This window comes from Aeromicrobium sp. MLTX1 (genome assembly GCF_046452335.1).
Lineage (GTDB): Bacteria > Actinomycetota > Actinomycetes > Propionibacteriales > Nocardioidaceae > Aeromicrobium.
Map to the genome: position 1 here is coordinate 638733 of NZ_JBKFDN010000002.1, position 16143 is coordinate 654875.

General features: G+C 66.9%; 12 protein-coding genes and 1 pseudogene. 4 read left to right on the top strand and 9 right to left on the bottom strand.

The genetic code is table 11. From position 1 onward, the window contains the following. Nucleotides 1–12: 12 nt before the first annotated feature. Nucleotides 13–657: pseudogene (locus ACK99Q_RS13610) on the top strand (LysR family transcriptional regulator substrate-binding protein); the annotation flags it as partial. A gap of 213 nt (nt 658–870) precedes the next feature. Here ACK99Q_RS13610 and ACK99Q_RS13615 read toward each other — a convergent pair. The 4 genes from ACK99Q_RS13615 to ACK99Q_RS13630 form a co-directional block, all read right to left on the bottom strand. Next, complete coding sequence (locus ACK99Q_RS13615; RefSeq protein WP_410186655.1) at nt 871–1764, bottom strand: crotonase/enoyl-CoA hydratase family protein; 894 nt, start codon at nt 1762–1764, stop codon at nt 871–873. A gap of 8 nt (nt 1765–1772) precedes the next feature. Continuing rightward, nucleotides 1773–2771 (bottom strand): NAD(P)H-dependent flavin oxidoreductase, encoded by a 999-nt coding sequence (locus ACK99Q_RS13620; protein WP_410186656.1) that lies wholly within the window; start codon nt 2769–2771, stop codon nt 1773–1775. Nucleotides 2772–2843: 72 nt separating this feature from the next. Continuing rightward, a complete protein-coding gene (locus tag ACK99Q_RS13625; protein ID WP_410186657.1) occupies nt 2844–4694 on the bottom strand; it encodes a sigma-54-dependent Fis family transcriptional regulator in 1851 nt (616 codons plus the stop codon). A gap of 124 nt (nt 4695–4818) precedes the next feature. Beyond that, on the bottom strand, nt 4819–6384 hold the full coding sequence (locus ACK99Q_RS13630) for a long-chain-fatty-acid--CoA ligase (protein ID WP_410186658.1): 1566 nt from the start codon (nt 6382–6384) through the stop codon (nt 4819–4821). Nucleotides 6385–6537: 153 nt separating this feature from the next. Between ACK99Q_RS13630 and ACK99Q_RS13635 the strand changes: the two genes are divergently transcribed. Next, the gene (locus ACK99Q_RS13635) at nt 6538–7512 is read left to right on the top strand and encodes an SMP-30/gluconolactonase/LRE family protein (protein WP_410186659.1); all 975 of its coding nucleotides are present in this window, start codon (nt 6538–6540) and stop codon (nt 7510–7512) included. A gap of 136 nt (nt 7513–7648) precedes the next feature. Here ACK99Q_RS13635 and ACK99Q_RS13640 read toward each other — a convergent pair whose 3' ends face one another. Then, nucleotides 7649–9277: a flavin-containing monooxygenase gene (locus ACK99Q_RS13640; protein ID WP_410186660.1), complete on the bottom strand. Its 1629-nt coding sequence runs from the start codon at nt 9275–9277 to the stop codon at nt 7649–7651. Nucleotides 9278–9461: 184 nt separating this feature from the next. On the opposite strand from ACK99Q_RS13640, the gene ACK99Q_RS13645 reads away from it, so the two are divergent. Then, nucleotides 9462–10604: an acyl-CoA dehydrogenase family protein gene (locus tag ACK99Q_RS13645; protein WP_410186661.1), complete on the top strand. Its 1143-nt coding sequence runs from the start codon at nt 9462–9464 to the stop codon at nt 10602–10604. A 502-nt stretch (nt 10605–11106) separates the two neighbouring features. Then, complete coding sequence (locus tag ACK99Q_RS13650) at nt 11107–12132, top strand: TetR/AcrR family transcriptional regulator (protein WP_410186662.1); 1026 nt, start codon at nt 11107–11109, stop codon at nt 12130–12132. Nucleotides 12133–12473: 341 nt separating this feature from the next. Here the strand turns inward: ACK99Q_RS13650 and ACK99Q_RS13655 are convergent, their stop codons facing one another. From ACK99Q_RS13655 to ACK99Q_RS13670, 4 genes are read right to left on the bottom strand one after another with little or no spacing between them, the layout of a single operon-like run. Next, nucleotides 12474–13328, bottom strand: coding sequence for a PaaX family transcriptional regulator C-terminal domain-containing protein (locus ACK99Q_RS13655; protein WP_410186663.1), 855 nt, complete (start codon nt 13326–13328; stop codon nt 12474–12476). A gap of 59 nt (nt 13329–13387) precedes the next feature. Further along, nucleotides 13388–14143, bottom strand: a complete 756-nt coding sequence (locus tag ACK99Q_RS13660; RefSeq protein WP_410186664.1) for a maleylpyruvate isomerase family mycothiol-dependent enzyme — start codon at nt 14141–14143, stop codon at nt 13388–13390. After that, on the bottom strand, nt 14143–15003 hold the full coding sequence (locus tag ACK99Q_RS13665; RefSeq protein ID WP_410186665.1) for a fumarylacetoacetate hydrolase family protein: 861 nt from the start codon (nt 15001–15003) through the stop codon (nt 14143–14145). Before ACK99Q_RS13665 ends, ACK99Q_RS13660 begins: the two co-directional genes overlap by 1 nt. Further along, entirely contained in the window at nt 15000–16142 is a 1143-nt protein-coding gene (locus ACK99Q_RS13670; protein WP_410186666.1) for a cupin domain-containing protein, read from the bottom strand. The genes ACK99Q_RS13665 and ACK99Q_RS13670 overlap by 4 nt, the downstream gene beginning before the upstream one ends. Nucleotide 16143: the final 1 nt, after the last annotated feature.

Sequence of the window (16143 nt, forward strand, 5' to 3'; positions counted from 1 at the left end):
GACGAAGCACCGCACATCGAGGTGCGCCTGTTTGAGGGCACAGATGAGGAGATCGAGCGATGGTTGGCCGAGGGCATCATCGACGCCGGCATCCTCGTCGATCCCGTCCCAGCGCCCGAGGGATCCGTGATCCTCGCGCACGACGCGTTCCAAGCAGTCGTCAGAGTCGATCACCCGCTCGCAGGGGAGCCATCTATCGAGCTGCACGACCTGCTGCACGACCCGCTGCTGGCGACGTCAGCTGGATGCGAGACTCAGTTGCAGCGCATGCATGACCTCGCGGGCATCCCGTTCCGTCCCGCACAGCGCATCCGCGAACTCGGCACCTTGCTGTGCATGGTCGAAGCCGGCCTCGGGGTGGCTGCCGTCCCATCCTTGACTGCTCCGATGCTCGACACGGCCTTGGCTCTCGTGCCGCTCGAACCGCGCGTCGAACGCACTCTCGTCCTTGCCGGTCCGTCGAACCGGCCGTGGCACCCTCATGCGGAGACCCTTTGCGCGATCAGCGATCAGCGACCGGCGAGCGCTCGTGCGGCCCTGACCGGTTCGGGGCCCGTGCACTCAAGCGACGCGAGGGTTCAATGGGCGGTCAAGTCGTTCGCCTGGGACGTGTCGACTCCCGCCACCAAGCGGGTCTGGACGAACCCTTACGTGTGAGGGGTGCTCGTAGTACGCCTCACATGCCTCTTGCGAGGACCTCAGGCAGGGACACATGAGAGCACGAGGCGCCAAGGAGATTCCCGCGAGGATTCTCTGCCGTTTCTCGACGATGGCGACCGACACGAGGCCCCCGGCACCTGCGAGACCGGACGCACTGAAGCGAACACGGAGCCGAGATCCCCGAGCGCGGCGCGCCCGGGGAGCGGACGATCAAGTATGTCTCTGGCGTTCGTCGCGCACCCAGTCCTCGTAGAACGGCGGCATCGCGGAGGCCCGGCCGGTGAACTCAGGAGGACGCTTGTCGAGGAAGGCAGCCACACCCTCCTTGCCGTCACCGATACTGGTCCAGAACATGGCCAGTGAGTCAACCCGATGCGCGTCGACTGGATGGCCGAGCGAGCCGTTCCGCCGGACCATCTGCCGGGTCAACGCGACCGCCACAGGCGAGCGACCCTTCGTCCAAGCGTCGGCGACGTCCCGAGCCCGGCCCAGAAGGTCCCCGGGGGCCGCGATCTCATCGACCAGCCCAACCTTGGCAGCCTCGGCGGCATCCAGGACGTCCGCGCGCAGGGCCAGATCCAGCGCTGCCGAAGGCGCGACCAAGCGCGACAGGTACCACGTCGACGACGCCTCGGGGACAATGCCGATGCGCCCGAAGACCAGCCCGATCCGAGCGTTCTCGGAGATGATCCTGCGGTCCATCGCCAGTGTCATCGTGGCGCCGATCCCGACGGCGGGACCATTGATGGCGGCGATGATCGGTTTGCGACAGTCGTGAATTGCCAACGCCACTCGTCCGCCACTGTCCCGCACACCCGCGATCTTGGGGGCATCGAGATCGTCCATGTCTCCGAGACCGGGTGTGAGCTGCTCGTCGAGCCCGAAGACGTTGCCTGATGCCGACAAATCCATGCCCGCGCAGAAAGCACGCCCCTCACCCGTGACGACGACCGCACGAACGTCGTCGTCCTCATTGACCGCAGCAAAGGTCCGTTCGAGCTCGTCGGCCATCGTGACGGTGAACGCGTTCAACTGGTCTGGCCGGCTCAGCGTCACCGTCAGGACGCCGTCGTCGAGGTCGTGCCGCAACGTCGAGAAGTTCATCGTCGTCCTCACTGTCCGCGCGCGACCTGAGTGCCCGTCCGCACCAACCTGAGGCGGTCGATGATCTCGGCGGCCTCGGTCATGATGTCGTCGACGATCTCCCTGCAGGTCTTCACCGACGTGATCAGGCCTTGGGACTGTCCCGCCCACCACATCCCGTCGTCGACGTGCCCATCTGTCAGGACCCGCTGGCGACCGCGCTTCCCCGACGCGAGGTCCGCCACGTCTGCGAAGTCTGCTCCCGGCAAGGACCCGCGCCGGGCAATCTCCTCGGACACCGCGTTGCGCGCCACCCGGGCCGTGTTGTTGAACTCGCGGAACACCAGCACCGTCGAGCGCTCGTCATTCATCACGATCTGCCGCTTCACGTTGCCGTGAACCGGAGCCTCTGCCGAGGCGACGAACCGGGTGCCCATGTTGATCGCCTCGGCGCCGAGCGAAAGCGCGGCTGCCAGTCCGCTGCCCGTCGCGAAGCCGCCGCTCGCGATCAGCGGGATCCCGACCTGGCGTGCAGCTGCGGGTATCAGCACCAGCCCCGGGACGTCCTCACCGCCGGGGTGGCCGGCGCATTCGAAGCCGTCGATGCTGATCGCGTCGACGCCGAGCCGTTCACCCTTGACGGCATGCCGAACGGTCACCGCCTTGTGGATGACCTTGACGCCGGCCGCCGCCAGGGCCGGCAGATGCGGGGCCGGGTTCGAGCCTGCGGTCTCCACGATCTTGACCCCGGAGTCGATGATGGCGTCGCGGTATTCGTCGTAGGGCACTGGATCGATCGTCGGAAGGATCGTCAGATTCACCCCGAAGGGGCGGTCCGTCAGGCGCTGACAGCGCGCGATCTCCTCTGCGAGGGCGGCGGGCGTGGGCTGGGTGAGGGCGGTCAGGAAGCCCAACGCACCCGCATTCGCGACGGCGGAGACCAGCTCGGCCGTGCCGACGGCTGTCATCCCACCACAGACGATGGGATGCTCGATCCCGAACTCCTCGGTGAATCTGGTGCGGAACACGTGGCCTCCTGTGGTGGACATCATCAGGGACCACTGTGCCGGTCACGGGCTGCGCCGTGCTGTCCGACTTTGCTACGACTGCGCCACTGAGTGTCCGTAGTCCGCGAACCTGACGAACCGCTGCGTGTCGATGCCGTACTCCCGAACCTTGCGGTACAACGTCGAGCGCGCGATACCGAGGCGATCGGCAGCAGCCGACTTGTTGCCATGACACTCCTCGAGCACCTTCAGCAGCGTGTCCAGCTCCGCTCGCTCGAGTGTCGATCTTGCCCGCGAGGCCGGACCTTCGCGATACCGATGGGGTAGGTGTTGCAGACCGACGTCGCCGCCTGAGGTCTTGGAGGCGGCCGAGAGCAGCACGGACTCGAGCTCGCGAACGTTTCCGGGCCACGTCTGTTGGGTGAGGGCCTGCACCGTCGCGGACTGGAGCCGAGGCGGGGTCCAGTCGTGCCGAGACGCGAGAACCGCCCGCGCAATGTCTTCGATCTCTTCCATTCGCTGCACGAGGGGAACCACGCTCAGGCGACGGCTCAGATGCCCGTGCGCACGACCGGCGACCGCTCCGGGATCGTCGGGCCCGGTGATGATGAGGTGCCAGCGGCTCTCCGTGGCCTTCTCGACCAGCCCGACAACCCGCGTCATGGTCGGGTCATCGAGCGCGGTGAGGTTACGCAGGAGCACGGTGGACCCCCTACCCATGGCCGCCGCGGCCTCGCGCAACGCGGTGATCACTTCGTGCGGCTCGAGCAGGGAGAGGTCCAACTCGGAGTACTCCGACTCGGGCGCCCACCGGGCATGCAGACGCCGCGCCGTGTAACGCTTGCCGACGCCGGGGTCGCCGGTGATCAGGGTGGGTCCGGGGTCGAGGGCGATGCGATCCATCTCCTGGTCCAGCAGGCGGGTCGCATGACCTCGCCCGGAGAGAGTCGCGGCGTCGGAGCGGACGGGCGGACGACGTGGCACGGTTCCACGGGTTGCCCCCTTGGGACGCGGGTGCCCAAGACCACGTTTGGGCCGCAACTCCATCACGATGCCGACGGTGCGACGCCCATCGTCGAGCCGGCGGGCCTTCGCCATGACCTCGGTCGAATCGGCCAGTTGAACTTCCCCGATGAACTCTTCGTGCGACTCGAGGCGAAGACAGGCCCAGTTCCAGAGCAATGTGTGGTCTGACGGCTGGATGAGCCGCGCGGCAGCCGGGTTGGTCATCACCAGATCACTGCTCAGCGACACCACGGCCGACGACCCCTGCCGCGACGTCCGTAGAAAGTCCTCCAGGAGGGCACGTTCGTCGCGGGACGCCATCTCGAACAGGCGCTGTTCGATCTCGCGCGCCGCCCCAGCCACCAGTGGAGCCATCATGTCGTTGGCGTCCTCGGCGTGACATGTGATGTCGAGGATTCCCTCGACGCGGCGGCCGACGGGGTGAACGATCGGCGTACCTGCGCAGGAGAGACTCTGCAACGACTCGCGATAGTGCTCCCCGCCGTTCACGACGAAAAGCTTGCGCTCCTCCAGCGCCGTGCCGATGCCGTTGGTGCCGGTCGACTCCTCGGAGTAGGCGAAGCCTGGCGCGACGTACGCATGGTCGAGCTTCGACAGCAACGCGCTGCTGCCGGCGCGACGGTCGACGATGCGGGCCGTGCTGTCCGCCAGCAGGACCGTTGCCGTCGAATGGGCGAGCTGGTCGGCCAAGCGCTGAAGTACGGGACCGGCGGCGCGCAGCAAACGACTGTCTTCGGGCAGGTTGGGCAGATAGGGGATGTCCTCCACGTCCGGGGAGATGCCAGTCATCGCCGACCGTCGCCACGAGTCCTGGATCTCACGGCGCACGCCGCGGTCCTCGTTCAGGTCGCCGGCGAAGCCAACGCCCAGCACGCGTTCGCGGGCTCGGCGAACGTCGCGATCAGTCAGTTCGCGCATGATCCTCCTCGCCGGCGGTCATCCGCATTGCCGGCCCGCCACCCAGCCTACGGAGCGTGACCCACGCCACAGTGTCCCAGAATGCAACACTCGAAGCGAGCCCGGACGAGGCACCCGGCGTCCTTCAGCCTGTGCGCTGCGCCTGGGTCCTCCTCATCGACGCCTTGTCGATCTTGCCGACGGACGTCTTGGGGACCTCGTCCGCGCGGACGAATTCGTCCGGGATCCAGAACTTGGGAAAGCTCCGCTCGAGATACAGGCGCAGGTCCGCGTCGGTGACATCGTCGTCCGCCACGACCCAGGCAAGCGGACGCTCCACCCACGTCGGATCGGGCACCGCGATCACGGCTGCCTCATGGACCTTCGGGTGGAGCATGAGCGAGTGCTCGAGCTCGACCGATGAGATCCACTCTCCCCCGCTCTTGACCAGGTCCTTGAAGCGATCGCGGATCTGCAGCTGACCGTCGGGGTGGAAGACGCACACGTCCCCCGTCGCCAGCCATCCTTCCGGGAAGGCCGAGCTGGTGTCGTCCGCGCTGAGGTAGTCTCGCGCGACCCAGGGGGCACGCACCCGCAGTTCGCCGGTGGACATTCCGTCCCACGGGAGATGCTCACCGGCGGGTCCGGCCACCTCCATCTCCACGAGCGGCAGCGGTCGCCCCTGGGTCTCGTGTCCATGGTGGAACGTGGCGATCGGCGAGGTCTCGGTCATTCCCCATCCGTTGACTGTCCCGATGCCGCGGTCGACAAACCAGGCGACGAGGTCAGTCGGAGGGGACTGGCCGCCCAGCCACATCGTCGAGAGGCTGCTGAGGTCGTACGCGCCCGAAGCCGTGCCGAACCGGTCCCGCATCATCGCCGCGACGGTTGGCGCGCCGACGAACCAGGACGGGCGCTGCTCGGTGACGAGCCGTAACAGGTCTTCCGGACTCGGATGCGCTCCCGGCAGGATCAGTCTCGCTCCCTGCAGCGCGCACGCATACGGCACGCCCCAGCCGTTGACGTGCGACATGTTCGTCGCCAGAAGATAGCTGTCCTCGTTGTTGATCGCTGCGCCGCCGGCCATGCAGATGCCCAACGTGTGCAGGACCGTACTGCGGTGGCTATAGACGACACCCTTGGGATCGCCAGTGGTTCCCGAGGTGAAGCAGATGCCCGAGGCAGAGTTCTCGTCCAACTCCGGCCACGAGGTGACCGGTTCGGTCGAGTCGAGCAGGTCGTCCCAGCGGTGCACCGCTGCGATCGCAGTGTCAGGCTGACCATGACCGATCACGATGAGCGTCTTGACCTGCGGCAACTCGGGCTCAACGGCGGCCAACACCTCGAAGAGGTCGGCATCGACGATCAGGACCCGGGAGCCTGCCGCGCGAATCGTCGCGGCGATATGGACGGCCGACATACGATGATTGACGGTGTGCAGGACCGCCCCCAGCGCGGGGACGCCGAAGTATGCCGCGAGGTACTCGCGCGTGTTCCACGCCAGCGACGAGATGCGATCCCCCGTTTGCACCCCGAGCCATTCCAAGCCGGCCGCGAGCCGACGGGCATCGACCGCAAGCTCTCGCCAGGTGAAGTCCTCCACCTCTCCGTCGGCGGTGACGCTCGAGTTCATCACCGAGCCGAAGACGTGCTCCGCCCGCCACAGCAGACTGCTGACCAGCAACGGCCGCGTCATCATCAGGCCATCCATCACGTCTCTCCTAGCTCGAGTGCGCTCATCCGCGGCAGTCCCGTTCCGGGCCGCCCTCCCAGTGTTCGTCGTCACACCCGGCTCGAGCCGTCCGAAAACGCGACAGGTCTCCCGGGTCGCGCGCGTGTCGCGTTTTCGGACATCCCACCGAATGTGATCTGCGCCACCGTGGGAAGGTCAACGCCCCTGGACCCTCCGGGGCACCCCCGACCCAGACAGGACAGGAACATGGCAGAACGTGAACTCCGCGTGATCGCGGATGGATTCACCTACACGGAAGGGCCGAGGTGGCACGACGGCGAGTTCTGGTTCGTCGACTTCTACACCAAGACGGTCAACAAGGTCACCCGCGACGGCGAGGTCGTCCAAGTCGCCGTCGTCGATGCTCAGCCTTCCGGCCTCGGCTGGCTGCCTGATGGCCAGCTCCTCGTGGTGTCGATGAAGGACCACCGCGTGCTGCGGGTCGGTCTCGACGGGGAGCTCGCCGAGCACGCTGACATCTCCGCCCACTGCGGAGGGTACGCCAACGACATGGTGGTCGCGCCGAACGGTAACGCCTACGTGGGCGAGTTCGGATTCGACCTCATGGGCGGCGCGGATCACAACTTCGCGAACGTCATCCTGGTCCGCCCGGACGGCACGTCACAGGTCGTGGCACCAGGGCTGTCGTTCCCCAACGGCATGGTGATCACGCCCGACGAGAAGACGCTGATCGTGAACGAGCTGTTCGGCAACCGTGTTTCGCAGTTCGACATCCTCGACGACGGCACCCTCGGACCGCGACGCGACTTCGCCTCCTATGGCAGTCCAGGCGACGAGACCAACTGGGAGAAGCGGATCGCCGAGGCCACGATCGTCCCCGACGGACTCGCTCTCGACGCCGAAGGCGCCATCTGGGTTGCGGACTGTGTCCACCAGCGCGCGGCCCGCATCGCGGAGGGCGGCGAGATCCTCGACGAGGTCAGCACCGCGCCCCTCGGCGTGTTCGCCGTCGCTCTCGGCGGTGACGACGGCACGACGCTCTACCTTTCCGTCGCGCCGGACTTCGACGAGACCGCTCGCTCGGCCGCACGAGAAGCGTACGTGGCGGCCACCGAGGTCGAAGTCCCGCACGCTGGCACGCCCTGAGCGCCCTGCGCTCATGCCTGAGGCCCGGTACCTGTCGGTACCGGGCCTCACTGGCGTTCGAGGGAGTCGCAACCTGATCACGCCGGACGCGGCTGAAGGGCTGGAGCGTCGGCCCCGGCCCTTCAGTCGATGCCGATCAGGCGAACGTGTAATTCCCGTACTCGAGCTCCTTGTCCGCGACCCACTGGTCGAAGTAGCCCTGGAGGCCACCGCAGTAATTGAGCATCTGGGCCGGCTTGCCCGGCACATTCGCTCCCCAGTACCAAGACTTGGCCTTGGTGAACATCGAGGCCTCGAACAGCTCGTCGAGGTGCTGGGTCCATTGCAGCTCCGATTCCCGGGTGTTCTCGAAACGCGTCAGACCGCAGTCTCGGACATGCTCGAGGAATTCCACGACGATCTTGCCCTGCTCCTCCGCCGAAGTCGGACCGTTGCAGAACCCCGAAGGACTCTGCGGACCGTACAGGAACAGCAAGTTCGGGAACTCAGCGGTCGAGAGTCCGAAGTTGGTCTCAACCTTGCCAGCCCACTTGTCCTGGAGCTTGACCCCGCCGACACCCTCGAGGTCGATGGCCAGGATGCCTCCGCGGTTGTTGTCGAATCCGGTTGCCAAGACGAGGACGTCGGCTTCGATCAGCCCGTTCTTCGTCCGCACGCCCTCGGGGACCACCTCGAGGATCGGCTCCTCGTTGTGGTCGATCAGGTCGACGTTCTCACCATTGATCACGTCGAAGTAGTTCTGCTCGAGCGCGGGTCGCTTGACGCCGAAAGGGTGCGGAGGCAGCGCGGGGGCGAGCAGCTCGGCCTTCGCCGGGTCTGCGACGCGCTCGTGAACCTTGCTGCGCCAGTAGTCGTAGAAGGTCCGATTGACCTTCTCGTCGGCGAGCATGTCCCCGAGGGTGCCGAGCCACAGCTCGAAGCCGCCGTGCTCCCAGAGCTTGTCGTACTCGGCACGGAGCTCCGCCGGCGACAGGTCGGCGCCCATGACCGCCATGAAGTCGAAGTCGAATCCGGCGAAGGCGCGTGCACGCACCTCGAAGCGGCGTGGCAGGTCCTTGCGGAACTCTTCGTTGTCATCGGGCGTCAACTGCTTCTGGCGCATGGGCAGCGCGAGGTTGGGCGTGCGCTGGAAGACCGTGAGGTGCTCAGCGACGGGTGCCGCCTCTTGGATCACCTGGACGCCGCTTGCGCCCGTGCCCAGGACCACCACCTTCTTGCCAGTGAGCTCTACTCCCGCCTGAGGCCAGCGGGCGGTGTGGTGACATTCGCCGGCGAAGGAGTCCAGGCCGGGGATGTCGGGATACAGCGGCTTGGAGCCGAACCCCGTCGCGACGATGACCGTCTTGGCTCGCTGGGCCTTCCCGTCGGTGCTGGTGACCGTCCAGGTGTGACTGTTCTCATCCCACGCGGCTCGGTCGACGAAGGTGTCGAACGTCACGTCCTTGCGCAGGTCCAACTTCTGGTCGACGTAGTTCAGGTACTCGCGAACCCCTTCGTGGCTCGGGAAGAGCTCAGCGAAGTCGAACTCCTTCCACAGGTCCTTGTGGGAGAACTGATAGACCTGCCCGGTCGAGTCCGTGCGGGCGCCCGGGTAGCAGTTCCACCACCAGATGCCGCCAAAATCGCCGGCAGCGTCCCACACCTTCACCGAGAATCCGCGGTCTCGGAGCTGATCCAGTGCGTAGAGGCCGGAGAACCCGCCTCCGACGATCAGCACATCCAGGAGATCTGTCTGCGTGGAGGTCTCATGGGTCAACGTCGTCATCGTGTGTCACCTCATCGTGTGCGTGTCGCCGTCCGTCGGCGTGACGCGAATCACGTTAGGTAGGTCACGGTCGGTGGGACTGTCCGACTTTGATCCAGCGGCGTGTGTAGCGGATCCGGACATCTGCGGGCCCCGGCGGGAGGCAGACTCGTCGGGAGCCTGAACGTCAGCGCCGAGGAGGACCATGCGCCGCGTGATCTACGAGACCGACCACCGGGACTTCCGCGACTCGTTTCGCGGGTTCCTCGAGCGCGAGGCAGCACCTCTGGACGATTGGCGAGACGCCAAGGGGCTGCCGCGCGACTTTTGGACGGCCGCCGGGCGAGCCGGACTGCTGGGCTTGGAGATCCCCGAGGAGCACGGCGGCCACGCCGCTCGCGACTACCGCTTCAATGCCGTCATGTTCGAGGAGCTGGCACGGGTCTCCATGGCTTTGGGCTCGTGCGTCGGAATCCACGCCGACATCGTCGCGCCGTACCTCGCCCACCTCGGGACCGCCGAGCAACAGCGACGTTGGTTGCCGGACATGGCCTCGGGCACGCTGCTCGGCGCCATCGCGATGACCGAGCCGAGCGCGGGCTCGGACCTGGCCGGCATTCGCACCACCGCGGTGCGCCGCGGCGACACCTGGGTGCTCAATGGCTCCAAGACCTTCATCACCAATGGCTTCTCCGCCGATCTGGTGATCGTCGCAGCGAAGACCTCACCGGACCTGGGAGCGAGGGGCATCAGCCTCTTCGTCGTCGAACGCGACGCCGAGGGCTTCACACGCGGGCGCAAGCTGGACAAGGTCGGCCAGCCCGAGTCCGACACAGCCGAACTCTTCTTCGACGACGTGAGCATCCCGACGTCGAATCTGATCGTCGAGCTCGACCGCGGATTCGTTCACCTCATGGACTTCTTGCCCCAAGAGCGCATCGGCTGCGCGGTGACGAACCTGGCGCATGCTCGCTGGGTCCTGGACGAGACGGTCGAGCACTGCCGGACGCGTCAGGCGTTCGGCCAGCCCATCGGCAGCTTCCAGCACAACAAGTTCCTGCTGGCGGAGTTGGTCACACGCGTCGAGGTGGCCCAGAGCTTCCTCGACCAGTGCGTCGTGGCGCACACCGCCGGCGAACTGACCCCTGTCGACGCAGCCAAGGCCAAGTGGTGGAGTGCCGACGTGCAGAACGCGGTGCTCGACCACTGCGTGCAGTTGCACGGCGGCTACGGCTACATGACCGAATACCGGGTGGCCCGAGCTTGGCAGGACGCTCGCGTCACGCGGATCTGGGCCGGATCGAACGAGATCATGAAGGAGATCATCGGTCGCGACTTGGGACTCTAGCTTCGGTCACGCGCGCTCGAGTTCACTGGTGCACCGGTCATTTGGCGCTGGTGTTCTCGAGCAAGACGGCGAGACCCTGGCCGCGCCGTTAGAGACCGTGGGCCGGGCCCACCGCACGCTGCTTTCACGAAGTCGCTTCGCAAGTGTGTCGACGATCCGTCGCCCGACGCTCCGAACGGATGACCGATCGTGATCGCGCCGCTGCCCCGTGCGAGCCGACCACCAGCGCGGACGCTCCACCTGTAAGAGACGAGGTGTTCCCGCGGAGATTGTGCCATCCGAACGGAACGGAGACTTGAGGCCAACGAACCGATCCGTGGTGGTGCCCGAAGGATGCCTTCGCCTGGAGTCGTTCGACTCTCAGGTTGCCTTTTCGTCCCGTCAGTCCAATTGACGCCCGATGGGCCGAGATTCCGAAGCGGCCGACGTCCTGCGGGTAGACTCGGCGCGGCGACCGGAGACCCGGCCACCGACAAGCCGGGGCACCAGCGAGAAGTCTGCGATGAGCACGGAAACCAGCACTGACGCCGCGAATCCGGGGCATTCATCGAGCCGTGTCGAGCGGCGCCGCGACCGGCGCAAGGCCGAGATCGTCGCCACGGCGACGCGCGTCCTGGCCAGCGACGGCTACCAGGGAATGAGCCTCGAAGACGTCGCAGAGCGGACCGACATCGCGAAGGCGACGCTCTACCACTACTTCACCTCCAAGGACGAGCTCGTCGCTGCCGCACTGGAGTTCCTGACCCAGGAGGTGCTGCGACGCCTAGGCGAACGCGAGCAGCTCGTGGGTCGTGACACGCCGGCCGACGAGCTGCTCGCGGCGCTCATCGACGAGCAGATCCTGATCATCACCGAGACTGCCCCCGAGGTGGCCACCGTGTTCAGCTGGCCACACGCGTGGCCCGAGGCGTTCGACTCGATGCTCAAGGACATGCGGCGCCGGCACGACGCCGTCTTCCGCAAGATCGTGGAACGAGGCCTCCGCGAGGGTGTCTTCACGGTCCAGCACGTTGACGTCAGCCTGCAGGGCCTGCACGGCATCATCAACCAGTCGTCGGTGTGGCTGCGCCCGGACGTCCACGACGACGACCGCGCCGAGGTCCGCGGCCACTCGCTCTCCGTACTCGTCGGCGAGCCCGGTGTCCCAGGTCGCGGCCAGCGCGAGGGGGGATGGCAGCTCAGTTGCCTGCTGGTCGTTGACGTCCGGGTTGGCGATCCGAACGCCCGCTGGCCCGTCGGCCATCGTGAGGGCGGGGATGCCCAGACGCTCGATGGGCGCGTTGTAGAAGCCGTAGTAGAAGTTGACCTCGCCGTGGAGCATGTCGATCTTCTCGTCCAGGGTCATGCGGCGGAGCAGGGCCCTGGCCCGTCGTTCGGCCGAGCGCGAGTCGGCCCACCGATCGTCGTCGGAACCTGTCGCTCGCTGCAACCCGTTGGCAGATCTGGTCTCTGCGGCCTCGGCCGTGACGGTCGCCGCGGTGCCCGAAGCGAGCGGGGCTGCGGCGAAGAGCCCCACGGACAGGCGTGAGAGTGTGGATTTCTTTGGTGCGTGGTACATCGGGAACCCCCGGAACGTACGTGACTCGGCGTGTCGAAGACGCCTGGTGGGTGCGGCGTCCGGAAGGACGCACGTCACCCGGAGCGAGCCGAGCCTGACCTTGGACTCGACCGCGTGGTGCGAATCGGGTGTTCGGGTGACCCACCGGTCGATTCGGGAGAGCCGGAGCCGACGGTGTCTCTGCACCCCGCGCTGTCACCCTCCGCCAGCATGAGCGCGCCTGGAAAACGGTGTCAAGACCAGGCAGCCGGGGGTCGGAAACCTGAGACGAAGCCGTCCAGCATGTGGCTACGCGCGCGCGTGGGCAGGGCTCACCCGGCAGGACGACTGAGCACGGAGAGCGGCTCGGGTTCGGGAGGTGCGGGAACTTCGGCGCCGATGAGATCCCCGACATGGGCTCGGGCCGCAGGTCCGAGCGCGTCGTACGCACGACGGAAGAGAAGGTGGGCATCCTCGCCGAGCCACGGGTCGGGCCGCAGCTCTTCGGGCAGCCGCGGGTCGAGGAACGGGAAGTGACGGAACGCGTGGATGAGCTCCGTCCGCGCGTGCAGGGCGTCGCGACCGGTGAGCCGGTCTGCGGCGGCTGCCAGCACCTCGTGGCTCTGGATGAACCGGTCGTACTCCTTGTTCAGAGTCTGCATGTCCCAGCATCGTGCGGCCATCTCGCGGTCGTTGTGCGGTCCTTCGGATTGGCACAGGAGGATGTCGACCTGGTCTGTCGCCATCTCGTCGACGAGCGCGCGCGCCTCGAGGCGGCGGTCCCCCGGCGCGATCCACGTCGAGGTGCCGAGTGGTCCAAAGCCGTGCCACGCGAGAGCCTTGCGCAGCTGATTGCGCTCCGTCCGCTCCGCCTCGCTGAGCTGGTAGATCACCATGGTCCATTGACGTTCCCAAGCGCGCGCCGGAGCGGCGAAGATCCTGGCTCGTCCTTCGTCAAGCACCGAAGTCATGTGGTCGGTGAGACGAAAGACCGTCTCCCGCCCGACACGCCGGGACGTGAACCACCCTTCGTCCCGCAAGCGGGCGATGGTGACGCGCACGGTCGCCGCCGCGACGCCGAAGTCACCCAGGAGAGCGGTGAACTGCTGCTGGCGGACGTCGCCCGCGACATAGCGGAGGTATTCGCCGCAGACGTCGAGCACGAGACTCCGGGGCTTGGTACTCATGAGGCCATCTTGCCCAAAGGCGCTCGTCCGTTTGGTGCCGAACCCGCGACGCGCGACCATCAGATCCATCTCGGCGCGGATGCGGGCTGACCCTTGACCCACTGCAGACCGTCCCGCGGGTCGCCTGCGTGCCGCCCGGCCGCCCAGCCGAGCACCGCGGCGAGTGCGCCCTGCACGACAGTGTCGGCTGTTCGGGGATCCCCCAGGACTCGCGGACCGACGCGTGGACCGTCGACGACGACCGCGAGATCGGTGATCGCGTCACGGGTGGTCCACGTGCGGAAGATGTCGGCCAGCAGGCGCTCCGTCACGGACGGCGGGACATCCGTGAGACGCAACCCGCTTCCGAGATCGACCGCATGCAACCAGACCTCGCGCGACCGCATCCACAGAGTCTCCGAGACAGGCACCTGGCGGCCCTGGGCCGTCGTGACCAGGGCAGACCAGCGATCGTCGGGAAGATCTCTCCAGCGCACGTCGAGGTCGACGGCGGCGTGGTCGCAGAGGCTACGCAGTGCATCCGGACGAAGAGTCGCCCCGGATGAGATCTCCCGGGCTCGCGCCTCGGGGGAGGCGTACATGGGCGTCTCGATTCCCGTGGCCGCCCACGTCACGAGGCGGGCAATCGCCCGTGCGTTGTACCCGACGTGCGCGACGAGGTGCGCGCGGCTCCAGCCGGGAAGGAGCGAAGGTGCTGCGAAGCCGGCGTCGTCCACCGCTGCGAGCGCTCGTCGGAATGCCGAGGTGCCCAGCCGGGCGGTGGACAGATCGTCGAGGACCGTCGGATCCGTAGCCTGAACCTGCCGGGCCACCATCAGGCCGCGCCCGCCGCGACGATCCGGTTGTGCAGCGTGCCGATCCCGTCGATCCCTGTCTCGACCACATCGCCCGGGGCGAGGTAGACCTCGGGCTCGCGCGCCCGTCCAACGCCTCCGGGCGTACCGGTGAGGATGAGGTCTCCTGGTTCGAGCGACATCATGGTGGAGACGTACGAGACGAGTTCAGCCGGCCCGAACAGCAGGTCGTCCGTCGTGGCCGACTGCATCTGCTTCCCGTTGACCGAGGTCCAGATGCGCGAGGCGGGATCCCATTCGTCTGCAGTGAGCAGCACCGGACCCACCGGCGTCGATGCGTCCCAGGCTTTCCCCTGGAGCCACTCCTTCGTACGGAACTGCCAGGTTCTCATGGAGATGTCGTTGGCGACCGTGTAGCCCGCGATGGCGTGTGGCGCATCAGTCTCGCTGACTCGCCGACACTGTCGGCCGATCACGACGGTCAGCTCCGCCTCCCAGTCGAGCGCCGGATCTTCCGACGGAGCTTCGATGTCGTCGTTGGGTCCGGTGAGCGTGCTGGCGAACTTGGCGAAGAGCGTTGGGTGCTGCGGCAGCTCTCGGCCCATCTCCAGGATGTGGGTCCGGTAGTTCAGTCCCACACAGACGACCTTGCCGGGTCTCGGCACGAGCGTGGTGAGGCTCAGGTCGCCGTATCGACGGTCCGTGCCGTCCGCCGGCTGGATGCGTTCCAGCCAGTCGGCGTGCTGCAGTACGTCACCGACGTCAGCGCACACGTGGCCGTCGATTCGGGCCTCACGAACGACGTCGTCAGGCGTGCCATCGCCGTGGCGGATCCCGGCGGCCGTGGTTCCATCCTCCCTGCGAAACGTCAGCAGCTTCATCGGTCGTCCTCCTGCACGCGGTTCAAGGCGAGCTTCTCCATGATCGGGTGGTCGCTGAACCGGAACAGGTCGAGGCTCTCGTCAGCAACGATGCTGAAGTCCGACCAGGACGGAACGGCGACCATGTCGCCCTTCTCGACGGCATGCTCGGCTCCGTCGATGAGGAAGGTGCCCGTGCCCTCGAACACCTGGTACACGCTCGAGCCCACCTCTCGGCGAGGTCGGGTCTGTACCTCGCGCTCGAGCCGATGGAACTCTGCCCGGATGGTCGGCATCACGTCGCCACCGGTCGTCGGGTTCACGTAACGCACGGCGGCGTGACCGAGCTCGACGGTCGCCGGATGCCCGGCCTTCTCGAGTTCGAGCTGATCGTTCAGTGCCCGGTCCGTGTGCTCCCAGCGGTAGGCACCGATGGGCGAGGAGACCGTGTTCTGCAGCTGCGACAGAGGTCGCAGGCCGGGATGTCCCCAGAGTCGTTCGGAGCGGGAGACGTCGGGAGTGGACTCGTCCGTCACGCGATCGGATCCGAACTCGAAGAACGAGGTGTCGGTGTAGTGGACGAAGGGAATGTCGAGACCGTCGATCCACGCCATCGCCTGGTCGGTCTCGTTGTGGTGACCGTGGAAGCGCCAACCGGGCGTCAGGAGGAAGTCGCCTCGACGCATCGCGACGGGATCTCCGTCGACGACGGTCCACACGCCCTCGCCCTCCACCACGAAGCGAAAGGCGTTCTGGCTGTGCCGGTGCTCGGGTGCGACCTCGTGGGGACCGAGGTACTGGATGGCCGCCCACAGTGTCGGTGTGACGTAGGGCTGGTCGCGCAGTCCCGGGTTGGCCAAAGCGATGGCTCTGCGCTCGCCGCCACGGCCCACGGGAATCAGGTCACCGGCGCGCTGCGCGAGCGGCAGGATGGTCTTCCACCGCCAGACGTACGGGACGGCCCGGGGCTTCGGGACCTCGGGCATGAGATCACCGATCTGCGTCCACAGCGGGATCATGTGGTCGCTGGCGAAGTCGGCGTACAGCTGGTCGATCTGCTCGAGCTCGCGTGCTGTGGCCGGCGGGGGAACCGGGGTGCCCGCGACGAGGTCCTCGTTCGTCTCCTCGGGGGTCATCGTGGGGTCGGGACTGGTGCTCATC